This window comes from Arthrobacter sp. AOP29-A2-19, assembly GCF_058138025.1.
The window spans coordinates 2,877,537-2,898,842 of record NZ_CM176894.1 but is presented as its reverse complement, the minus strand read 5'-3'; the positions used below and the strand labels follow the sequence as shown (position 1 = coordinate 2,898,842).

Genomic DNA, 21,306 nt, shown 5'->3' with positions numbered 1-21,306 from the left:
AACCGCGAACCAGGATAGCCACCGGCGCGGACCCCATCACTGACGGACCACTCCATTCGTGCTGAGGACCCCGCCGGGCCTAGAGAAGTTCGGCGGCCTCTTCATCCGTGAGCTCGAGCTCTTGACCGTTATCGCCCAACCAGCAGTAGGCCCGCTGCCCCGCGGCAGGAGGGGAACGCTCGATGATCGTGTACGTGGCGCCGTCCTGGATCTTTACCGTCATGCCCCGACCCTATAAGAGCCACGTAGGGTCCTGCGGCGAACGCCAGGTGAACCTTCCATCGGAGGACTTCCGCGGGCTGTGTAGGGCAGCCGGCCGCGGTGCCCCCGCCTCGGGTGGGCGTGTCTCTCGGGTTACGCGGGCCCGCCACCAACGCCGGTTTCACCTGCCAAGCACCAGACGAACCGATGAGGTCCGCATGCCCGACGGGTACACGCCAAGCAAGTCACCTCCTGCGATATTCTCGGGCCGTGGTCCCCGGCCGCTATCCGGGGACCACGCCCATCGCTTGTCTGTTGACGTATGCGTCGGCATTGGCGCCAAGGTACAGAGAAGGGTGCGGACGGCATCTGCCGTCCGAACCCTTCGAGGTCTGTGTCTACGCGTCGGAAGGATTACTCGGTGACGCCGACGAGGCAGTCCTTCAGCTGGGCCGCCTCGGCCGCGTTCAGTCCCAGGACAAGGCGGCCGCCGCCCGCGAGCGGCACCCGCATGATCAGGCTGCGGCCTTCCTTGGTGACCTCCATGGGCCCTTCTCCGGTACGCGGTTTCATCGCAGCCATTGGCGCTGTGTTCCTTCCTAAGTGCCACGCAACGGTGGCTCCGCGGGTCGAACGTTGAACGAACCCACACGGGCGGGAACGGTTTGACCTGCATCCATGCTATTCCGGAATCTGCGCAGCGCTGTTAGCGGCCATTGCGGATGCGTTCGAGGCGCCGGCCTGCCACACGCTGGACGTGTGGCAGGCGCTGGCCTGCTAGTCCTCGCAGTCCTTGCAGAACGTGGCGGTCTTGGTCATGCGGGCCTGCTGGGACCGGTGGCGGACCAGGAAGCAGCTGCCGCAGGTGAACTCGTCCTCGCCCTGGGGGATCACGCGAACGGTGAGCTCCTCCTCGGAGAAGGCGGCGTCGGCGAGGATCACTCCGTCGGAGGTGTCCAGCTCGTCCAGTTCGGCGTTGATGCTGCGCGCGTTGGGGGCGCCCATCGTCTGCACGGTCTTCAGCGTCGCTTCGGATGCCTCTGCGACATCGGGGCGCATTTCGTCGTAGTCCTGGGCCATGGTGAGGCTCCTCGTGTATGGGGGTGTCCGTCGAGGGTAGAGCAGATGGTGTGGGCATCCCCGGGGGTTCGCCTCTGGGCGAATATGAGACGCGGCATATGGAGCCGGTGGCCGGCACACAAGGGGCCGCGGGAAGCGCGAATGCCATGTCTCTTGGGGGGCGATGGCGGCGAGCACCGCGAACCACGGGATGGCCAGGACTCGTGCTCCGTGGCGTTGGTTGGATCAACGTCTCGGTTACGTATGCGCCGTTATCGGCCTTCTTCGAAATGCTCACGCCACCAAACGCTTGATCGGGCGGCCCGAGCTACCGCATCCACTGCGTCCGTCCGCAGCACTGCGCTCCATACACAGTCCGCCCACCCGGGCACCGTGAACGGTTGACGTGCAACGCCCTGAGGCCGGCCTACTCCGGGGAGTGTGGTTTGGGTTTGGGAAGCGGTCGGAGCGCCTGGAGCAGCTCCCGGGCGGCTTCGGCCAGAAGGTCGGTTTCCAGCGGCGGCAGGGACAGCGACCCCTCAACGTGTGCCTCGATCCCTTGCCGGTTCGAGGTGCCGCCCAGTCCCAGGTAGGCGAACCACAGGTCGCCGCAGTGGATGCCGGGGGCGCTCAGGGCTTGGATCACCAGCTGGCGCTGCCATTCCCCCTGCATGTCCACCGCCCGGGCCCCCTTTGTGTTTCGGAGTCGTGTTCCTGGGAAGCGATTCTGGCCCGTGGACCGACCGGTGGGGAGACATGGGAGGCAGCAGCCTCGACAACCGTGGTGCCTCGCACCGGTAAGGCCCGGTGGTCCGTTCGGGGTCCGGGACGGAATGAAGGCCCGGTCTGGGGGAGACCGGGCCTTCGTCATCACTCGCACCTTTGGAGGTGGTGACGACACTACGGGCCCAGGCTGGGTGGAACCTTGGGACCACATGGGAAGCGACGGTGCAGAAGCTTCAGCCCGGCGGTGGGACTGACGGCTTGTGCCGCCTGGACATTCGTCCCCGAGAGCGGTCCTTTCCGATCGGGGCGAACTTGCGGCAATCTTTGGGCTTTGCGGCACATCCGTTGAGCTTCGGGGTGCAGGCTCTGACCAGGCAGGCATGCGGGGGCGCTGCACAGGCGCGCCAATGCCGTGCCTGTGGCACACGGCCATGGCTTAATGGCGGGGATCTTGGGGGTTTCCGGCGTTGGGTAGCTGGGCGGCCGCACGCGGCCGGGGACCGTTGGGTCCCTGGCCGCGTGCCCGTCGCGGTATCGAACGGTGGCACCGGGTTCCGAGCAGTGGGTTCGGGCCTGGAATCGCGGGGGACCGGCCGGTTCAGGGACTGCCCTGCGGCTTGGTCTTGAGAGCGTTCAGCTTGCGGGCCAGCCAGTAGGCGGTCTCGTCGACAATGGCGGCTGGGATGTCCGGGACCACGTGCACAGCGGCAACGGCGCCACTCTGGGCGATGTCCACGGCCGCCAGAACCGTCCCGCACGCTCTAGCCGCGGCAAGGGCAATCTCCTCCTGGCCCCGGCCGACCTTGAACGGCAGGGCGCCGCCTGACGTCAGCAGTTCACCGCGCACCGAGAACCCGTCGACAACCAGGACACGGACCTGCTTGGTCTCGAGCGGCTGCTGGATCCACGGCTCCCGGATCTCCGCCGGAACCCGCACGCCCTCGCCGCCACCCAGGGTCTCCCCGCCCAGGGCGGGCATGGCGAGGGACCCTGCGTCGATCGGGCTGCCGGGCAGCGCGTCCCGGTAGGGCAGCGCGAAGATGTCCTTGGCGGTCAAGCGGGTGAACAGTGCCCGCCTGTCGGCCAGCTCGAGGGTCCGCGCCGGATTCCACACCGGGACCTTCGCCCGCTTGTAGGCGGCAAGGATCGGGCGCACGGCGGGCAGCATGGGCGCCGGCAACCGCCACAACAGCGCATCCAGTCGGAACGCCTCGACGCCGGAGGGGAAGGACACCTCGTGCTTCACCATGTGGAACAGCGACACAGACTTTCCGTTTGCGCCAGGGGATGTGGACGCCGTGATGATCGGTACCACTCAGTTCATCAACGCCCTTGTCGAGGCGGATAGGCTCGCCCCCACTGCGGCCATCAGGCTAGGCTTGCCGGCCACTTCCGGCCTGCCCCCATTCGTGGGCTGGCCCAGCCGGATACGAGACGCTGTGCAGGCCATGCCCTACATCTGCCATGGCGGGCATGAGTTCGACGGTCGGGAGATCTCCGCGTTCAGTGACTACTACGAAGCCGTGCAACGGGATCCGCAGGAACTAGCGGACGGACGGCTCGGGAGCGGCGACGAGATCTACGAGGCGGAGGCGCTGGCCTACACGGCTGCGGACGCGTACCTGCGAACCAGCGGTGGCCGGGACATGTACGAGGATTACCCGGAGGGCCCGTCGACCATGGCGGAGGGAGAACCCTCAGGGACGCCATGGGACGAGGAAGAAGTGGACGGACTCTATCCGGACCTCACGCCCCTTCCCCTTCCCTCCGACTAGGCAGGTAGCGCAGCCAGACCGGCTTTCGCCACCGATCCGATACTGCGAAGAGAAAGCTTTTCACCGCCGAGGATCTTGGCGGGGGAGGAGTGCGCCGAAGGAACCTCAACCGCGGCGCCTCTTCCGGGGTCGTCTTCGCAGCGACCCACATGCGATGCGTTTCGTCCCTCCGCAGCGAACACACGGCTTCCCTGCCCGGTGCAGGCAGTTAGTTTTCCGTGAGCGTGACGCCGCCCTTAGCCGTGTAGGTGAGCGACCACTCGTGATCGCTGGCCGTCCAGGCGTTGCCCCTGGCCGGAGCAGCCTTGGCCCAGGCTGCCGCCTGATCCAACCACGCGGACCTCAGGTCGTCGGCGATCTGCCGGCCCAGGGGCGCGGGCACGGCGTGATGCATCATCCTCAGGGGGGTCCGTTCCGGGTCGGGGAGCCTAAAGTAATTCGGCTCTGCGTCCGAAAACCAGTGCATCGACAGCAGGGGCACTGGCTCCACGGCCCTCGGTCCGAGCCATGTAAGCGCCAAGTTGTCCAGATGCGCCTGTCGGAATGACAGGGCCTGTCGTATATCGTCCCTGCGGAGCGGATAGGTCCATCCCGGTGGCAGTCGATCGCGACTGTACTCTACCCAAGGTTCACCGGTACGCATCCCTGAATGGTAAACGCTTCCGTGGTCGGCACGACGGGATCGACTCGGAAGCGGGTCATCGCCGGGGGCGACTTCACGGGGAGGCCTCGAACCCCGCCTGCAGGTCCAGGGGTTCCAGATGCTCGAGCAGCTCGTAAAGCTCGTAGAACCGAGCTACTGATTCTGCACATAGCCAGCTGAGGTCATGTAATGCCAAGCCGATTTTTCCTGTGGTGTGGCCGGCGCCGCTGGGGGCGGTTTCAAAGGCCTTTTGGATATGCCAAAGATTGACATGTGCGACGGAACTATAGAGCCACCACAAGCGCATAATGCGATGCCGAAGTCCCTCTAAGTCGTATTGTGGGCAATCCCCATTCCCGCACGAGATGTAGTGGAGCTAAGCCTCGCTCAACTAATCGACCGGACGGAGATGTCAGGAGCATTCTCGAGCTTGCGAATGCCATAGCCAGCTCGTGCCAGTGCCTTTCCGAGCGACCCGTCCGCGATGCCGGATAGAAACTGGTGGGCGGAGGCTCCAGGTGTTCCGATGAGTTCAACGCCGGTCGGCTTGCCGGTGCTGTCCAGATCTACGACCACCATGAAGGGGAGTGGAGCGTTCTCGATTTCGATGGTTTCCGCCACGAGCGCGCCGGTCTCCGCGATGTAGGCCGCACCCGACTCCGGGTCGTAAGACATCGCCATCGGCCTACTCATGGGCGATCGGTGTCTGGTTTCCGCGGTAGCGTTCGAGCCAGGCGTCCGTGTCCTCGCCGATGCGCTTGAACTCTTTGAGGACCCTCTCTTCGTGCGGTCGGCTCTCGTCCTCACGGATGGTGAAGTCCATGTCGGCCAGCTGGGCCGCGTAGGACTGGAAGCGGGCGTGGGTGTCCGCTGGCAGGACCCTGTCCGGACACCCGACGAGCAGTTCCATCCATTCGATGTCTTGGCGCAGTTGAGCGGCTACCGCACTGGCGCCGGCAAGGCTCATGTCCCGGTCCGCCAAAAAGGCGTTGGGGAGGTAGGAAAGTGCCGTGATGTAGATCCGGGTCAGCTGCAGTACAAGCTCCGCTTTCCTGTATGCGGAAAACCTCCCGGACGCGGACATGACCAGGCGGCGAATGAACTGATCGTGCTGTTCCGCAGCCTCCTCAATCCGGCCTTCATCGATCAGCGACCAGATGTGCTCCGCGCTCAGTTTCGATGCGCATTCCACGGCATCGTCGATACGGCCGTTCACGATGATGTGCTGCAGCTGGCTGATGCCTGTGGTGCCCATTCGCCCATCCTGTCACGAGCCCGATATTGGCTCTGCCCGTGAACTCCGCCGGGCTTCTCGACAGAATGCCTTGCGACATACGATCTGTGAGGCGGCTGCCCGTTCAACAGGTGACCGCAATCGTTCGATTGTTAGCATCGAGCCATGACCGACTGGATGTCACCCTTGCCGCGCACCACGATTGGCAAGGCAACGTTTTTCGTCGACGAGGAACGGCCGGTGGCCCTGGTCCGTCGCGAGGCCTTCCCTGATCTGTTTCTCACGTGGCCGGAACTTGATGTCGGACTGTTCGCCCCGCATGTGTCGGTATATCCGGCATTGGACGCGCTGTGGGTCGTTTACGCGAGCGACGATGACGGCGGGGAAGGCCAGTACCCGGCGTTGCGGGCATCGTCCCAGGTGCTCGCGGTGCGTATCGGCACGGACGGATCACTTGGGCGTGTCCGCGCAGAAGGAGTATCGGTCGTGGGCGCGACACGTGCCGGACTGTGGACGAGTGACTCCATGGGCGAGGAAATCGACGACGGGTACCGCGGTGGTGACCTGCCGAGGGACTGGGCGGCTCCAACGAGGCTACACATCCACCTGCCCGGGCGGCCGACGCGAACGCTGGAAGTGGACCGCCACGTCAACGCCGTCCAGGAAGGGGACCGGGGGCATGTGCTGTTCGTGAACCCGTCCCCGCCCGTGGCCCACCGCGACGGGGTCGGGATCAACTTCGAATACCGGTGCGCAGCCCTGACTTTGGGTGCCGTCGATCAATGGCCCGCCCGGGTGAGGTTCAGGGACTACGTTGCCGAGGGGTGGGGGACCCCTGTCGCGCCGGAACGGCTCGGTTGGTACTACAACCCCTGGGCTACCGGCCATGATCCCGTGCGAATCGATCTTTCCGCTGTGGCCGGGACCCGATGGAAGCGGGTGACCTTGACCGATGCGCAGAAGACGCAGGCGGTAAGTGCGCTGGCGGATCAGTTTGCCAACGCTGATTCCTATTGGCGAGCGGCGGATGGAACCACCAGCCCGCTGGCCGAGGGTGTCCACGAAACACGCGTGGAAGTACTTGGTGAGTGGCCCCAGACCGTGGTTCAGGTGACTTGCCGCCACCCCTATTTTCCGGCCGGGAGGATCCGCCGCAGCATGAGGGTCTTCGACGATGCGGGACGCATCAAGTTCGACCGCTATGCAGGTCTCGAATTCATGGAAGATCTAGACACGAATGCTCTCCCGGACATCCGCGAAGCGAGGGACGGGATCCTGGAGGTCTAGCGCGGCATATCCGTATGGGGTGAGGCTGATTCCCGGCATGAATGAGCCGAGAACCGCGGTCTGGCCGTGTGTCAGACGCTGGTTCTGTAAGCCACCATCTACGGGATGCCCCTTCATCCCGGGCGGGGAGATGGCGCATTGCGTGGGCAGCAGATATCCAAAGTTCCGCGCCGGTACTCCTCGCGCCTAAGATCGCGATCGTTCCCGGGAATCCGGTGGAGGTCACTTCTAGGCAACCTGGGGCTCTTGTCCTGCTTTATCGATCCTTCGCCACTAGGTTCAAGACATGCGCTCACTTTGCCTTCTCGGGGCGACGGTCCTCGGCATAGCCACCCTGGCGGCGTGCGCGCCCGGGGCTCAGTCCCCACCGTCTGGGCAGGTGGAACAGCGGGCGTCCGCGCCTGGAACTTGGACATTGCTCAGAGCGGCCGAAGTGTCCTCGGAATCGACTACTTTGCAGCTGGGAGTCGTTCGCCTCGATTGTTCTGGGGGCGTGACCGGGGAAACGCTGATGCCGGAAGTCCACTTCGAGGAAGATCGGATCCTGATCCGGGCCAATGTCGCGCCATTGCCGGAAGGTGCGCACACCTGCCCAGATAACGACAGTGTTCCCGTGATGGTGAAGCTCGCCGAGCCGATTGACGGAAGGGAGCTCATGGACGCAGCCTGTCTTGATGATCAAGTCGCTGAAACGACATTCTGTTCGGACGGCGGGATCCGTTGGCGTCCGTGACGTTGACTGGCAAGACGAGTGCCCCCACCCGCCCGCGCACCTCGAACCGGTGAGAAACCCTGCCCCGGATTCGGCGGGCTAAGACGGATAGAGAACCACCAAGGCCAACGGGGGCGAGTCGTTGAAGTGACTCGACGACGTCTTGCTACTCACACGAGCCAAGGACGAGCCTGGCTGGTCTGTGGTCTGGGGCAATAGTCGTTAGTGTGCGAGGCACCTAATGAGTCAGCGTCCGGTTGGATCGTTAGCTTGGTTGTGCGTGTGTTGTTGTTGGTGGGGGTTTCGGGCCGGCCAACTTCACCAGGGCTTTGTTGTAGTCGTCAGCGAAATCGATTCGGGTCAGGTGCTTGAACTTGAACTGGGTCATGTATTTGTCCCACGTCGTATCGGGATCGATCGTCAGGATCCAAACGGATTTCTTTCCCCAGTCCGCCGGTGAACCAATCCAGCACATGTCTGGGCGCCTGGATTCTGCGAAGAGGGTCACGACATCGGCGAGACCCGCAGCGGCGGAGATGAAACTGGGTGGGCTGGAAAGGTCAATGGGTCCCCCCGGTTTGCCCGGCGGCCAAGTCTGGTGCTCGCGCAGGAACGGCAGGAACCTGGCGTCGGTGTGCACGCGGCGGAAATCGGCGGGTCTCGCGATGCTATAGCCGTCGAAGTATCCTCCGTCTCGGATTTTGGCGAGCAGGATCCAGTCCCGCTTCAAATCCAGCACGATGCCGTCGAGGGTTTCGTCCGGAGCCACGCTACGAACGATCCGGACGGGAACGCTGTCGGTCAGGGACCGCTGCAGCAGTTTGAGGATCCTTTTCCGCGATTGGCCCTTCTTCTTCATGGGCACATCCTGTCATGTGCCGGCCCGTCCATCCGGGGCCCTCCCACAACTGTCCGAAAAGCACGGCCTAGAATCGCGATCCATCTACCTGTGCCACTGTTCCCACCGGCACTTCTCAAGGGTGTGCCTCGGTACCCACAGACGGTAAGGCAGCTCCTTGGCTGAATCCCGATTGAAAACGGCGATGTATGGGGTTGAATGCGCGGTGGGACTGGTCGAGCAAGCCGCGTGAACTTAGTAGCGAGGGCACCGTCAGGCGCGGTGCCCTCGCTGTCAGGGCCATTCAGGCGCATCGCCACTTCTTGCGGGATCGTGCATTGGCGTCGCTGCAGCTTTGCCGGGGCTAGGCATCAATAAGTTCCAACACTGGTCCTTGGTGGAGGGCTCGGTAGATCTCGTTGCGGATTCCGTTCGTTTCCTTATCGGTGAGGGTCCGAGACAAAGGCCGCAAGGTGATGCGCAGCAACGCGTTCAACTGCGAGCTATCCAGTTGCAGCCGGAACCTCGCCCCCTGGGGGAGGTCGTCGTAGGACGTCAGGGCCAGGAGCTCCACCGATTCAAGATTCTCGGAGCGTTCGCCCAGGGCGGCCCGAACCTCGTCGCCGAGCGTCTCATCGTCGGAGTCTTCCGGGACAACGATGGAAATGTCCCGGAAGATGCTGGGCATCAGGGACACCGGACGCCATGGCGAGAGGTCCAGCATTTGAACTCTGATCCGTTCGTCCGTTGACCGCAGAAGCCGGATGTCGGGTATGCCTTTTCGGAGCATCAACGCCCGATCCAGGCCCATACCGAGGGCCAGCCCCGACCAGTGGGCCGGGTCCAGGCCCGCCTCCTCGAAGAGCCGGGCCGGCATCATGCCGCACTCGGCCAGTTCCAGCCATTCGTCTTCCACCAGCACATCAACCTGCCTCCCGTTCGTCGTGTACGGGTGCTCGGCGGGGACGGCCCGCCACTGCGCCCCGGGGAGTACGGCCTCGACCAGCTGACCGATCATGGATTCGAGGTCGGTGGGTGTAAGGGTGGTCCCGGAGGAAACTCTCCACAGGTCCACTTGGTGGGGGGTTCCCACATGGGTCCGGTCGATCGCGTCACGCCGGTAAACTGGTTATGACAGGTTTGGATGGCCCCGATAGGACGGATATATCTGGCCCCACGTCATGACTCGCCGGGCTCGTTGTGACGGTTATGTGTGGCCCCACCGCCACCGTTGATCTCATCAGTTGATGAGTGCGACGGAAGGCTGGTTCGGATGGAGTCAAGAGTGGAGCTGTTCGCGCTGATTCGTAGAGACGCCCGCGTTGAGGGCCTCTCAGTTCGCGCGTTGGCGGTCAGGCATGGGGTTCACAGAAGAACGGTTCGGCAGGCTCTTGTTTCGTCGGAGCCGCCGGAGCGTAAACCCCGGCGGGGCGTGTCCCGGAGGCTCGAGTCCTTTAAGCCAGCTATCGACGCGATGCTCGTCGAGGACACGACAGCACCGCGGAAGCAACGTCATACGGCCCGCAGGATCCTTGCCCGGCTAGTCGAGGAGCACGGGGCCGGAGATCTGTCGTATTCCACGGTGCGGGACTACGTCCGGGTTCGTCGTGCGGAGATCGATGTTGAGGCCGGTCGCAGGGTGGAGGTGTTCGTCCCGCAGGAGCATGCACCGGGGGCGGAGGCCGAGGTGGACTTCGGTGAGGTCTGGGTCGTCCTGGACGGTGTGAAGACGAAGTGCCACATGTTCGTCTATCGGCTGTCCTCCTCCGGGAAGGCCATTCACCGTGTGTATCCGACTCAGGCGCAGGAAGCGTTCCTCGAGGGACACATCGACGCGTTCACCGCTCTCGGCGGTATCCCGACCAGACACATCCGATACGACAACCTCACTGCTGCGGTCACGTCGGTGGTGTTTGGGCAAGGACGGCAGCGGGTCGAAAACGACCGGTGGATGCTCTTCCGCTACCACTACGGCTTCGACGCGTTCTACTGCCAGCCCGGCATCAGCGGCGCCCACGAGAAAGGCGGGGTCGAGGGTGAGGTGGGCCGGTTCCGCCGCAACCGGCTCTCCCCGATGCCCGTCGTCACGTCCCTGGATGAGCTCAACGACCGCATCCGGGTCTGGGAAGCAGAAGACGACGGGCGACGGATCAACGACAGGATCCGCACCGTCGGCCAGGACTACGACACGGAACAGCCGCATTTCGCGCCTCTGCCGGCGGAGACGTTCGATCCCGGGCTGGTGCTGACGCCGAGGGTGGACCGGTCCTCGATGATCACCGTCAGGATGGTGAAGTACTCGGTCCCGGCACGGTTCATCGGACGGAAGGTCCGGGTCTCACTGCGGGCGTCCGAGGTCGTGGTCTTCGACGGGCGCACTATCGTGGCCAGGCATCAGCGGATCACCGTCAAGCACGGTCAGTCGGTGCAGCTCGATCATTACCTCGAGGTCCTCAAAACCAAGCCCGGAGCGTTCCCTGGTTCCACTGCTTTGGCTAGGGCCCGGGAGGCTGGTTCGTTCACCAGCGCCCATGAAGCGTTTTGGGCTGCGTCCCGGCGGGTCAACGGTGACGCGGAGGGGACCCGGGAACTCATCGACGTCCTGCTCCTGCACCGGTTCATGCACGCCCAGGACATCGAAGCCGGGATCCGGGCGGCCCTGCAGGTGGGGGCTGTCAGTGCCGACGTCATCGCGGTCGAAGCCCGCCGACACGCGACCGAGCACCTGACCAACAACAAGGACCTGGCATCGGTGGGTGGGTCCAGTTCGGACCGTCATTCCGACACTCATCGTGGTGCTCGCGCCGAGGACAAAGTGCAACGGGTTGTCAGTCTGACCCAACGTCGGCTCATGGACCCGGCCGCTGTCATTGCCGGCCTGCCACCCGACAGCCGCCCGATCCCGTCCGTCAGCTCGTACGACGAGCTGCTCGCCAAACGCTCCTCAGGAAATTCAGCAAGCACGTCCGCAGGCACCTTGAACAGCGCGTCCGTCAGCATTTCGAAGGAGAACATCTCATGAGCCCCACCACCACCTCGACCACCACGGTGACTCCTACGCTGCGCCGACGCCGCGGACTGACCGAGCAGGCCGCCGTCGCGGCCGTGGACCAGGCGTGCCGCAGACTACGGCTTCCCACGATCAGGGCGGTCCTCGACGAGGCTCTGACCGTCGCAGGGAAGGAACAGCTCTCCTACCAGGGGTTCCTGGCAGAGCTGCTGCTGGCAGAGTGCGACGACCGGGACCGCCGCTCCTCGAGCCGACGGGTGAAAGCGGCGAGTTTTCCGCGGGATAAGTGGCTCGGGGACTTCGACTTCGACGCGAACCCGAACATCAACGCCGCGACGATCCACACGTTGGCGACCGGGGACTGGATCCGGAAAGGACGGCCGCTCTGCCTGATTGGGGACTCCGGGACCGGGAAATCGCACCTCCTCATTGGGCTGGGAACCGCAGCAGCGGAGAAGGGGTACCGGGTGAAATACACCCTCGCTACGAGGCTTGTGAACGAACTCGTGGAAGCAGCCGACGAGAAAAACCTCGCCCGTACCATCGCCCGGTACGGGCGGGTCGACCTGCTCTGTATTGACGAGCTCGGCTATATGGAACTCGACCGGCGAGGCGCCGAGCTCCTCTTCCAGGTCCTCACCGAACGCGAAGAGAAGAACTCCATCGCGATCGCGTCCAACGAGTCCTTCTCAGGATGGACGAAGACCTTCACCGACCCGCGCCTCTGCGCCGCGATCGTCGACCGGCTCATCTTCAACGGAGCCATTATCGAAACCGGCACCGACTCCTACCGCCTCGCCCACACCCTCGCCCAAGTATCAGTTAGATAGCGGAGCAGGAGACCTCAACCCGAGCGTGCTTTGTTCACCTTGTCCAAATGGTGGAACGGAGTCATCAGAACCGCGGCCGAGACGGGTCGAGGAGCCGGCACTATCAGGTAGATAACTCACTTGAGGGTTGCGCAAGTGGAAACTACCTGACAAGCTTTCCATTATGGAAAATACCGAAGACACCCTGCGCGATGTTAAGCGGGCCGCTGCCGCCCCGTTCGTGAATGAGCCGGTCAGTCAGTGGTGGTACCCACTACTGATGGCGGGTTTCTTCACCGCCATGGTGGCGGGCCCTCTGCTCATCAGTCAGGGGCGCGGGGTAGCAGGGATGGGTCTGTATGCCGTGGCCATCATCGCCGTGGGCGTGTTTTACGTCGCTCATCGGGCCAAGTCGGGTACGTCACCGAAAATGAGTTCGGCTCCGGACGAGATCAAGCGGGTCTATCGCTGGTTCTGCCTGGCATTCGCTGGGTCTCTGGCGGTCAGCGTGGTGATGTGGATTTTCCTCGGATGGCAAAGCGGGCTCAGCGCCTTTTTCGTCACGACGCTGGCCACTACCTGGATATATGAGCGGGTTCTGTATCCCCGCGCTGTGCAGCAAGTCCGGGACCGATTGGTGTGAGTTCACCCCTGACCGACTTGGATGCGGTCATTCATGCTCCTAAGCGACTGGCCGCGATGGCTATCCTCGCCGCCAGCAGTGGCACTGACTTCGCCTTCCTGCGCGACCACCTCCAACTTTCGGACTCAGACCTGTCCAAGCAGATGTCAGCGCTGCGAGCCGCAAATTACGTCAAGGTCAGCAAGTCCGGACGCGGGCACGGCAGCACGACGACCTACACAATCACACGCGCTGGCAGTGCCGCATATAGCCGACACCGTCGAGCGCTCGAGGCCTTATTGCACGGAGAGCACTAAAGCCACGGCATACACCATTCACGCTTCGCGGCTCGCGCAGCACCCCCCAATCGTTCGATTCGATGCTGCTCGCCTTTGGCGCCGCACGACCCGGCCGAAGAAGCCGATTAATGTCGAACCGGGTGTCAGATCAGTTCGCCTCTTGGTCTAGGCCATGACAAGTTGCTGCCGCCAGGTCGTCCTTCACCGATCAGGTTTCAAGGCCCGACGGGCCTAGGAGGACCCTTCACCCCACGGAGCTTATTCATCGGTGCTCATAAGTCGGTACCAGCGTCTCGGCGAGTCACGAAGTGGGGCCACATGTATCCGTCCTACCGGGGCCATTTACCGTTGACACAATCAGACATCTTTGGCGTGAGGTCTTAGAGCTCGTCCTGACGGTTGGCATGAGTTGCGGAGAACCAGGGGACAGGCGTTGAGGGCAGGACTCGGTTGTTCCTGTGCCGGGTCTAGGCGTCGTGGAAGGGCTTGGGGTCGTTGGCCGCGTATGGGTTGACGCCGCGTCCCGCGAAGGGGTCGAACCAGAAGGCAGGATCGGGATTCCCAGTGCCCGGATAATCAAGGGCAGCGCTGGTGCCGTGCAGTGCCCGGTCGAAGGCGGTTTCGTTTTCCGAGTCCTGGAACAGGGACTCCTCGACCCGGTTGCGCCACCCCGGGGCGAGCTCCAGCTCCGGGTAGGTCGCGGCCATGCCTTCCACGCCGTCCAGGACGAGGAGCAGGGCGAGTTCCTGGGCGACACACGTGGGGGAGTGGAAGGCGGTGACCAGGGCCGCTCCCAGCTCCACGGCCACGGTGAGGAACCTTTGGGCGAAGAGGACGTTGTACCGGGGGGCGTGTAGCGGCGGGAGGTCGCCGATCCTCAGGGTTCCGGACACGCAGCCGGGAGGCTGGCGGAGGACGTGGATGTCGTGGAAGAGCTCGTCGATGAGGATTTCGCAGGACCAGTGCATCGCGCCAGCCAACGACGCGGCGCGGCGGAGGGATTGTGCCCTCAGGTCGGGGTCAGCTTCGGTTTCGTCGTATCCCAGGCGTTGCAGGGGCACGCCGCGCATCTCCTCCGCCGCGGCAAGGACGGAGGCGGCGATGTCCGCGACCTTCGGGTGGGGCTGTTGTCGGCTCGTGGAAGGCTCCGCCGCGGTCTCCACACGGCGTTCCGGCGTGGCCTCCTCGGCCTACCAGGTCGCCTCGGTTCCCGAGACTCCGGGGAAGCCCTCGACCAGCCGGTCGGGGTCGATGGTCAGCTCCAGGGCGCTGACGGGATCCGCCACGGCCTCCCGCACCGCCTCGCGCAAGGCGGCGGGGTAATCGGTCAGGTGTTCTCGCACCCACTCGAGGGCATGGTCCCGCAACCTGTCCGTGTCGTCGACGTGGACATTCAGTTCCAGGTACAGCTTCAAATCCCGTTCGCCGGCCATGGCCCCAAACTGCCATGCGCCAAACCATGGGCCAAGACGTGGGAAGGGACCCGCACAACCCGGACGCCGCCCGTCCGGCCCCGCCCCACGACCTAGGCCGCGATCCGCGCCCCGCGGCACCTGCATCCGTCGCCCGCGAATTGTCGTTCACGTCGGGCATGGGGAGGTGCGCCGCGTGTGGTGGGGCGGCTGAACGTCCAGGACACCGTTCGGCCTGCGTCTTGGCCGGCGGGTTGCCCCTGCCCCGTCGCTACGGAGGCGCCGGCCGGAAGCCGGGCCGACGCGGCGGCTGTAGCACGGTTCCCGCGCGGCCGGCGGCCGGCAGCGGCGGCACCCGCTGACCGGGCGCGCTATTGCCCGGGGGAGTGGGGTTCCGGATCCGGTGTGTTGCCATGAATGGTGGATGGAAGCGGCCGGCGTGCCTCCAGGAGTTCCCGCGCGGCTTCGGCCAAAAGGTCCTCTTCCAGCGGAGGCAGGGCCAACCGCCCATCGAGGTGCGCCCTGATCTCGGGGTGGCCGTGGGTTCCGCCGAGCCCCAGGTAGGCGAACCAGAGTCCGCCGGAGTCGATGCCGGGGACGCGCAGGGCCCGGTCCACCACCTCGCGCCCCCGTTCCGCCAGTCCGCCCATTGTTCTGCCCCCCTTGCGTCCCGAAACTGGTGTCCGAGTCGTCGTAGGAACGATTCTGGTCCGGAATGCGCACCGGTGGCGAGACCTGGGCGGCGGCGTCCTGCACCGGCCCGTCCGCCATATTCGTGTCCGCGCCGGGCTGCGAACTGCTTTCCGGCTCGGGACCGGCCCCGGAGAGTTCGGTATGGCGTTCGTCGGGATGGAAGGACTTACGGTGGCCGGAAGCCGCCCATACACTGAAGCGACGCACGAGCAGGAGGCGCGCATGGAACCATTCGAGGGTGATGTCGGACAGCCCGGCCCCGTGCACGTTGTTCGCGTGCAGCACGGCGGCGATGCGGCATGTTGGAGTCCGCCGAGCGAAGCCCCCGCGGGTGGGCCCGGCGTGTATGTGGAGTCTTTTGCCACCGATGTCCCGGACGCTCCCGAATTCGAGAAGGACCTTCCCATGTTGCGTGCCGGGGGAACCGGCCAGGCATTCCTCGGAGAGGCGCAGCCCGCGCCGCACGTCGGCATGTCGTGGCTGTGCGACGGCGACGGCGACTAGTTCACGACGGCGGTACGTGGAACTGGCGCCGACGCGCGAGCCACGGGAGAGGCTCGCCAGCCTCGACGCCCCCACGGCCACGGCCTCGCCGGGGTGTTAGCAGCCTCCGCCGCCGTCCCCGCCGGCACCGCCTCCCCCGCCCCCATCTGCGCTGGCGGCCCATCTGTTGTCGAAGGGGGCCTGTGCCGTGGCGGCGAGGCCGATCCCCGTGACGGTGCCGGCGTCGGCCGGGGCGATCGACTCGTCGACGCGTGGCTCCGTGCGCTTGAAGATTCCCATGGCCCCATTCTGCCCCGACCGATGTCGCCAGATGAGGGAATCGCGGGGTTCGCGTCTTGTCCACGCCGGCGTAAACCACGCGTTGGCACGTTACTGGTACACATCGGATTCAGAGGTCCACTAGGAGCCTGCTTCTCGCGGAATCAGGACCTTGATTTGTGAATGGGTGCCGCTAACGGGGGTGACCGTCCACCTGCCGCGACGCCGTGCCACGATCGTAGAAGCCCCGCTCTCGCACGGACGGATCTGCCTCGCAGACCAGTGGTCGTGTACGGAGCCGAGGGTAGCGCGGTCGCTAGGGCAGAGCCGCCATTGCGGCGCCCTTAATTCCAATGCGCATTGCCGTTGACTTCTCGACAGCAGAGCGCTCTATTGGTGTCCACGATTCTTGCCTTGGAGTTTGGGGGATTGCCGGATCATGTACAGCTACATCGTGAAGGTCAGGGAAAGATCTTATCTCTGGGGATCCGGCGGCATCTCTACTGATTCGGCGTGGCCCTTATTGCTGGTCGTCAACAACGACCACCTAGGCGATCCGATCGGAATCGGTTCCGAGTCCGCCAACGGAGGAACCGACATGGGGACGCTGCAACCTGGCGAATGTTGGACGGTGCCATTGCTGGGTCTGCGAGGCGTATACGCAACCTGCGCCTCGGACTCGACGGTGGCGTGCACCATCCTGTTGCCCCAGTTCCCCGCTGCGTCATGACGGGCATAGAAAGGACCGCGAACAAATGGCCACGGCGAAGGCAATCAGTTTGAGTGTCCGGCCGATCCAATCGGTGGACCTCTGCTATCCCATGAATGGAATCATCGAACACCAGCCTGAAGACCTTATCGGGCGGGCCGTCCAGGCCTACGACCGTGCACAGTTCTACGACAAACTGGCGCCGAATGCCGATCTACCGTCCCGATGGGACGTCCTCAACCGTCCGCCGAAGAAGGAAAAGAAAGTCACTGTCGGCGATGGCAAACCCGGAAAGATCAAAGGCCAGGTCGGCCCAGTCGGGGGCATTTTCGAGGACGCGGTTCCCAGGGTGGACGGGCCGGACGGGATTCGCCGGGAGTTGGAAGCGGTTGCGCTTTCCCGCCTTCGGGCCGAAGACATCGCAACCGACCTGACGCAGACCATCGGTTGGTACAGGCTCCAGTACTTGGCCGACCAGACCGACGAGGCGTTCGACAAGAAGATCGAACTATTGGGCCAGTTCCCCCGGGACCCGAATTCAATCTCCGCCCTTGTGGGAAAACTGGACGCCGTGCTGCGTGATCGGCACGAACAGACCTCCAGAAAATACTCCGAAACCGGGTATCACGGGGTCGAGCCGCCCGAAAGCACGAGTACCCACCACAGCGACACCAAGGGGCCGCAGAACTTCACCACCGACTCTTCCACCACGACCAGGCACTATAGCCAGGAGCTCCAATTCCCAGCCGCGGACAACACGGCCAGGTACCTGCGCTCCGAGATCGGCCTCCGGCAGGAAAAACTGGCCGCATACCGTCTCAACTCCATGCACACGTATGAGAATCTTCTTGTCGAGCGGGCCATGAGCGCCGCGGAAATCAGGAAGATCCAGCTCGCGTACATCGATACCTTCCTTGTTCCGCCCTTCAATGGCATCGTGACGGCGGTGTTCCGGAATGTGGGCGATGCGGTCACGGCAGGACAGCCGGTCCTTCGGATCGAAAACGACAGGACCGTCTACCTTGTCGGAACCATCAAATGTCGGAGCCTCCTCCGCCTCGGACAGACCGCCCAGGTCACGACGACGCTATTCGACGAACCGGGCGCACCGCCCATCAGTATCCAGGGCACTGTATGCGCGGTAAGAGGACACGAAGCTGTCGACGAGCAGTGGAACGTGCTCATCCGTTGCAACAACGAGGGTGCAGATGGAGCACGTCTTTTGCCGTTGAACTACAGCTTCGACTTTGACAGCACGTCCATCGAAATTCAGACGCCCTGACGCAGCTGTCACCTTCCTCTAAGACCACGGGACGCCAAGAAGAGGCCGGAGACCATGTCAGACGAACCATTCGAAGCGTCCGAGATTCCAGAAGCCGTGTGGGAGACGGTCTGGGCGTGGGTTGAGGGCGGTTTCTCGGCCGCTGCTCAGGCAATGTGGGGGTGGGGGTTTTCTGAGTGGAGACAATCGATTCCCAACGTTCTAGGGATTCCCGGTTCCGGGGAATATATCGGTTGGTATGTCACTGCCGGGATCGAGAAGGACAACGATGATCTGACACGAGGTCCCGACGAACCTGAAGACGGCGGTTCCGCTCGGCGTTCCTATGTCCCCAGGGAGGAATGGACCCGAGGTAGGAGCGTGCCCGTAGATGCTCAGGACGATTCCTTTTATGGACCCCGACGCGGCAGGACACATGGTTCGGCCGCGGGGCAGCTCGACGATCCCGATTACGATGCCCCTTCCGGAAGGCGTTTGGAGCGGCTGGACCGCGACGGCGCCAGTGGTGGTCCGGACCGCGGGTACTCGAAACAGGGCCGCGCTCTTCTTGGCCAATATGTGGAGTACGACGATGGGCAGCCACGGACCAGGATCGGACCGCCGCCACCTCCACAGGGGCTCCTCGATGAGGTCACTATCCGGGGCACCAAACGACGAGGAGCGCCGCGGCCGACGGACCCCCCGTCCCTCCTGCGCCAGAGGGGAGCCTCCCGCAGGTGGGATCCGTCCAACCCGGCGGTGCCCCCCGTGTTCCCCCCGGAACTGATCGAGCCCCCGCGCCCCGAGCTATTCGATTTCCCCGCCCACCTTCTGGACCTCCCGGAGTCCATCGGACACTCAGGCCTGCGCAGAAAAAGTGATCCTACGCAGGGGCCGCAGTATCCAGACAATTCGTCCCACGGCGTAGATCCGGCCCGTCCTGTCCGCTATCTGGGGTCTATGCCCGCACCGGAACGCTCGTTCTGGAATCGGGGAGGCACCGGCCTACTCATTGGCGGTCTAATTGCGGTCGGCAGCGCCGTCGTGATTATTTCAACTCCGGTCGGCTGGGGGATTGGACTCACTCTCGCGATGTCCGGAGCCGGTGGCGTCGCCGCGTTTCTGACCAGCGCTACCCAAGTCGGAGACTCCTATTTAGGTGGCGCGACCGTGGAACAGGACGAAGCCGCCAGCAGGGTCACCAACGTCGTCTTAGGGATCAGCTCACCCGGTGGCCTGGCGGGTGGAGTCGCCGGCACAGTGCTGCAAGGAAACGTGGAAGGTCTGGAGGAGGGAGCGTTCTACGGCGGCTTGGCGGAGGGGCTTGTTTCTCTGGGCGTGGGTGTCGGACGGGTAGGCCTGCGTGAATACCGATTCGGGGTGGGCCCGGCGAACATGAAATGGGGGACACCGGTCCGGCAAGCAAACCAGCGCGTATTTGACCTTCCGCCGGTTTACCTGCGGCGCAGGTGGAATCCCTTGTTCCCCAAGCAAGGGAATATCGAATGGATCGAGCTCTCCCACGCGCTTTCGAAGAACCCCACCAAGGGTCCAGCCGCATGGATGAGGAACAGGATTGGGGACGAGAGGTACTGGAAAGTGGTGAATCGTCCCTGGAACTTGAAGCCGATGTGGGGAACAGAGCATGCACTTATTGATCCTCAGAGGTTCCGGACGATGGAGGGTGTTTTTAAGGAAACCCATAGTGCTCGGCGATTCGAGGGACTTGCCCGGTTTATTAGATTGGCTCCGGACTGGACGGGAGAGGTGGCGCTCGGCGCATCCAGAATCGGTATGGTGAGCGCTACGAAACCGGTCGGCGCGAGGTGGGATGCAGGCGTTCTATCGGACGGGTGGCGGTCAAGGAACTCAGACGGACAACCGGAAGACGAATTCGACGAGTTCGACGAGACGTACGAGTTTGACTGGAGATTTGGGGAGCCTGAACCGGACGAGCCGGAGGAACCGGATCAATAACAACCTAGGAAGGCATTTTGACCCTCCATCACGCGAGACCTGTGGCATATGCAGATCTTCGGAGTAAGCACACCTTAGGAAAGGATTGCCCTAAGCGCGCCCCTGGTCGCTGGTCGGGCGGGTGGTCACTGCCGCATCGAAACGGAGGAACCGATCTGAGCCATGACGACGCGGGGAACTCGCCTGGGATCCGTGTGCCCGTGGCTGGCCAAGAGGAAGTTGGGACGGGGAGAGGCGTCAACGCCAAACTCACTACGCATGCGCATGGGAAAGAGCTTCGACTTGTGCGCGGAACTGGTTTCGCTTCGCACTGGCTCCTTATGTTTGATTGCGTGTCGCCCGATGTGCCCTGAACATTCTGGGTGCACAGCAACTAGGCGGGCGTGCCTCTGTGGTCGGCGAGGGCTTGCTGGTGGCGGTAGAGCGTCGCGCGGCTCCAGCCGACGAGGCGTGCCGCGTCCTCCGCGGTGCGTCCCTTCGCGCGAGCGTCCGCAACAATCGCGAGCTTCTCCGCGATCACGGCCGGATCCGAGAGGGGCCGGCCAAAGCGGGTCCCGCCTAGTCGGGCGGCGGCGATCCCGGCGTTGACGCGCTCGACAATCAACTCGCGCTCGTACTCGGCCAGGGTGGCGAGCATGTTTAGCATCAGCCGCCCGGTCGAGGTTGCCGGGTCGATCCCGTCCGAAATGGACCGGACCTGCACTCCGCGCTCGCGCAGCAGGTTCACGGTGTTCAATACGTCGATCAGGGACCGTCCCAGCCGGTCCACCCGCCAGACAACGACGGTGTCGCCCGCCTGGGCGTAGTCCAGGAGTTTCTTCATCCCGGGCCGGTCGATCGCGGTCTTGCTCCCGGACGTGACGTCGACGAACACGTCGCGTTTCTGCACCCCCACCTTGAGCAGCGCGTCGAGCTGCAGCTGCGCGTCCTGGCTCGACGTGCTCACGCGCGTGTATCCCAATTGCCTCATCCCGCCATTCTGCCTCGAAAAGCCTCGCGCCGAGCATGGATGAGACGATTTACGGTGAGACGACTTTCCGAGACGGAGCGCGTCCTGGAATTCCGCCGAGGATCATCGGCGGAATCCGCCCCGGGGACGTGTCTCAGAAAACTGTTGTTTATTGAGACTGGTCATGTTGCGTCCAGCAGGCGGTTGGCATGTGGCGGGAGGGGCTGCGCCGACCGAGGGACGAACAAGCTACGTCCCCCGCAGGCGTCTTAGTCCACAATCGGGACATGCAGATCCAGCCTGTTGATTCCCGCGACCAGACGTGGGA

Annotated in this window: 25 protein-coding genes; 10 read left to right on the top strand and 15 right to left on the bottom strand. The window is 64.0% G+C overall.

The features are described 5' to 3' along the window. Window positions 1–79 precede the first annotated feature (79 nt). From AC3ZJJ_RS13390 to AC3ZJJ_RS13370, 5 genes are all read right to left on the bottom strand, one after another. Window positions 80–223: a hypothetical protein gene (locus tag AC3ZJJ_RS13390; protein ID WP_489892308.1), complete on the bottom strand. Its 144-nt coding sequence runs from the start codon at window positions 221–223 to the stop codon at window positions 80–82. A 392-nt stretch (window positions 224–615) separates the two neighbouring features. Then, window positions 616–783: a DUF3117 domain-containing protein gene (locus tag AC3ZJJ_RS13385; protein WP_489892307.1), complete on the bottom strand. Its 168-nt coding sequence runs from the start codon at window positions 781–783 to the stop codon at window positions 616–618. A gap of 195 nt (window positions 784–978) precedes the next feature. Further along, window positions 979–1,281, bottom strand: a complete 303-nt coding sequence (locus AC3ZJJ_RS13380) for a DUF4193 family protein (protein WP_489892306.1) — start codon at window positions 1,279–1,281, stop codon at window positions 979–981. Window positions 1,282–1,687: 406 nt separating this feature from the next. Continuing rightward, window positions 1,688–1,939, bottom strand: a complete 252-nt coding sequence (locus AC3ZJJ_RS13375; protein WP_489892305.1) for a hypothetical protein — start codon at window positions 1,937–1,939, stop codon at window positions 1,688–1,690. A gap of 645 nt (window positions 1,940–2,584) precedes the next feature. Continuing rightward, a complete protein-coding gene (locus AC3ZJJ_RS13370; RefSeq protein ID WP_489892304.1) occupies window positions 2,585–3,250 on the bottom strand; it encodes a hypothetical protein in 666 nt (221 codons plus the stop codon). A gap of 37 nt (window positions 3,251–3,287) precedes the next feature. Between AC3ZJJ_RS13370 and AC3ZJJ_RS13365 the strand changes: the two genes are divergently transcribed. Next, window positions 3,288–3,761, top strand: a complete 474-nt coding sequence (locus AC3ZJJ_RS13365) for a hypothetical protein (protein ID WP_489892303.1) — start codon at window positions 3,288–3,290, stop codon at window positions 3,759–3,761. Window positions 3,762–3,969: 208 nt separating this feature from the next. On the opposite strand, the gene AC3ZJJ_RS13360 is transcribed toward AC3ZJJ_RS13365, so the two are convergent. From AC3ZJJ_RS13360 to AC3ZJJ_RS13350, 3 genes are all read right to left on the bottom strand, one after another. Next, window positions 3,970–4,143 (bottom strand): hypothetical protein, encoded by a 174-nt coding sequence (locus AC3ZJJ_RS13360; protein ID WP_489892302.1) that lies wholly within the window; start codon window positions 4,141–4,143, stop codon window positions 3,970–3,972. A 648-nt stretch (window positions 4,144–4,791) separates the two neighbouring features. Beyond that, entirely contained in the window at window positions 4,792–5,085 is a 294-nt protein-coding gene (locus AC3ZJJ_RS13355; protein WP_489892301.1) for a DUF2283 domain-containing protein, read from the bottom strand. Between the two features lie 4 nt (window positions 5,086–5,089). Further along, a complete protein-coding gene (locus AC3ZJJ_RS13350; protein WP_489892300.1) occupies window positions 5,090–5,659 on the bottom strand; it encodes a hypothetical protein in 570 nt (189 codons plus the stop codon). A 144-nt stretch (window positions 5,660–5,803) separates the two neighbouring features. Between AC3ZJJ_RS13350 and AC3ZJJ_RS13345 the strand changes: the two genes are divergently transcribed. Together AC3ZJJ_RS13345 and AC3ZJJ_RS13340 are read left to right on the top strand one after the other, a co-directional pair. Further along, the gene (locus AC3ZJJ_RS13345) at window positions 5,804–6,925 is read left to right on the top strand and encodes a hypothetical protein (RefSeq protein WP_489892299.1); all 1,122 of its coding nucleotides are present in this window, start codon (window positions 5,804–5,806) and stop codon (window positions 6,923–6,925) included. Between the two features lie 493 nt (window positions 6,926–7,418). Then, window positions 7,419–7,658 carry a hypothetical protein gene (locus AC3ZJJ_RS13340; protein ID WP_489892298.1) on the top strand — a complete coding sequence of 80 codons (240 nt, stop codon included), beginning with the start codon at window positions 7,419–7,421 and terminating at the stop codon, window positions 7,656–7,658. A 244-nt stretch (window positions 7,659–7,902) separates the two neighbouring features. On the opposite strand, the gene AC3ZJJ_RS13335 is transcribed toward AC3ZJJ_RS13340, so the two are convergent. Together AC3ZJJ_RS13335 and srmL are read right to left on the bottom strand one after the other, a co-directional pair. After that, a complete protein-coding gene (locus tag AC3ZJJ_RS13335; RefSeq protein WP_489892297.1) occupies window positions 7,903–8,496 on the bottom strand; it encodes a hypothetical protein in 594 nt (197 codons plus the stop codon). Between the two features lie 343 nt (window positions 8,497–8,839). Beyond that, window positions 8,840–9,550 carry a PheS-related mystery ligase SrmL gene (gene srmL / locus AC3ZJJ_RS13330; protein ID WP_489892296.1) on the bottom strand — a complete coding sequence of 237 codons (711 nt, stop codon included), beginning with the start codon at window positions 9,548–9,550 and terminating at the stop codon, window positions 8,840–8,842. A 198-nt stretch (window positions 9,551–9,748) separates the two neighbouring features. On the opposite strand from srmL, the gene istA reads away from it, so the two are divergent. From istA to AC3ZJJ_RS13310, 4 genes are all read left to right on the top strand, one after another. After that, a complete protein-coding gene (gene istA, locus AC3ZJJ_RS13325; RefSeq protein WP_489892295.1) occupies window positions 9,749–11,497 on the top strand; it encodes an IS21 family transposase in 1,749 nt (582 codons plus the stop codon). Further along, the gene (gene istB, locus AC3ZJJ_RS13320) at window positions 11,494–12,315 is read left to right on the top strand and encodes an IS21-like element helper ATPase IstB (RefSeq protein ID WP_489892294.1); all 822 of its coding nucleotides are present in this window, start codon (window positions 11,494–11,496) and stop codon (window positions 12,313–12,315) included. The genes istA and istB overlap by 4 nt, the downstream gene beginning before the upstream one ends. A 163-nt stretch (window positions 12,316–12,478) precedes the next feature. Further along, a complete protein-coding gene (locus tag AC3ZJJ_RS13315) occupies window positions 12,479–12,937 on the top strand; it encodes a hypothetical protein (protein WP_489892293.1) in 459 nt (152 codons plus the stop codon). Window positions 12,938–12,993: 56 nt separating this feature from the next. Beyond that, window positions 12,994–13,233 carry a transcriptional regulator gene (locus tag AC3ZJJ_RS13310; RefSeq protein ID WP_489895847.1) on the top strand — a complete coding sequence of 80 codons (240 nt, stop codon included), beginning with the start codon at window positions 12,994–12,996 and terminating at the stop codon, window positions 13,231–13,233. 449 nt (window positions 13,234–13,682) lie between these two features. Here the strand turns inward: AC3ZJJ_RS13310 and AC3ZJJ_RS13305 are convergent, their stop codons facing one another. From AC3ZJJ_RS13305 to AC3ZJJ_RS13295, 3 genes are all read right to left on the bottom strand, one after another. After that, window positions 13,683–14,378: a hypothetical protein gene (locus AC3ZJJ_RS13305; RefSeq protein ID WP_489892292.1), complete on the bottom strand. Its 696-nt coding sequence runs from the start codon at window positions 14,376–14,378 to the stop codon at window positions 13,683–13,685. 27 nt (window positions 14,379–14,405) lie between these two features. Then, a complete protein-coding gene (locus AC3ZJJ_RS13300; RefSeq protein ID WP_489892290.1) occupies window positions 14,406–14,648 on the bottom strand; it encodes a hypothetical protein in 243 nt (80 codons plus the stop codon). A 350-nt stretch (window positions 14,649–14,998) separates the two neighbouring features. Then, window positions 14,999–15,277 carry a hypothetical protein gene (locus AC3ZJJ_RS13295; protein ID WP_489892289.1) on the bottom strand — a complete coding sequence of 93 codons (279 nt, stop codon included), beginning with the start codon at window positions 15,275–15,277 and terminating at the stop codon, window positions 14,999–15,001. 265 nt (window positions 15,278–15,542) lie between these two features. On the opposite strand from AC3ZJJ_RS13295, the gene AC3ZJJ_RS13290 reads away from it, so the two are divergent. Then, the gene (locus AC3ZJJ_RS13290; protein WP_489892288.1) at window positions 15,543–15,824 is read left to right on the top strand and encodes a hypothetical protein; all 282 of its coding nucleotides are present in this window, start codon (window positions 15,543–15,545) and stop codon (window positions 15,822–15,824) included. A 96-nt stretch (window positions 15,825–15,920) separates the two neighbouring features. Here AC3ZJJ_RS13290 and AC3ZJJ_RS13285 read toward each other — a convergent pair whose 3' ends face one another. After that, window positions 15,921–16,103, bottom strand: coding sequence for a hypothetical protein (locus tag AC3ZJJ_RS13285; protein WP_489892287.1), 183 nt, complete (start codon window positions 16,101–16,103; stop codon window positions 15,921–15,923). A 734-nt stretch (window positions 16,104–16,837) separates the two neighbouring features. Between AC3ZJJ_RS13285 and AC3ZJJ_RS13280 the strand changes: the two genes are divergently transcribed. Together AC3ZJJ_RS13280 and AC3ZJJ_RS13275 are read left to right on the top strand one after the other, a co-directional pair. Beyond that, window positions 16,838–18,073 carry an HlyD family secretion protein gene (locus tag AC3ZJJ_RS13280; protein ID WP_489892286.1) on the top strand — a complete coding sequence of 412 codons (1,236 nt, stop codon included), beginning with the start codon at window positions 16,838–16,840 and terminating at the stop codon, window positions 18,071–18,073. A gap of 1,149 nt (window positions 18,074–19,222) precedes the next feature. After that, complete coding sequence (locus tag AC3ZJJ_RS13275; protein ID WP_489892285.1) at window positions 19,223–20,029, top strand: hypothetical protein; 807 nt, start codon at window positions 19,223–19,225, stop codon at window positions 20,027–20,029. Between the two features lie 373 nt (window positions 20,030–20,402). Here AC3ZJJ_RS13275 and AC3ZJJ_RS13270 read toward each other — a convergent pair whose 3' ends face one another. After that, the gene (locus AC3ZJJ_RS13270; protein ID WP_489892284.1) at window positions 20,403–20,999 is read right to left on the bottom strand and encodes a recombinase family protein; all 597 of its coding nucleotides are present in this window, start codon (window positions 20,997–20,999) and stop codon (window positions 20,403–20,405) included. Between the last annotated feature and the right edge of the window lie 307 nt (window positions 21,000–21,306).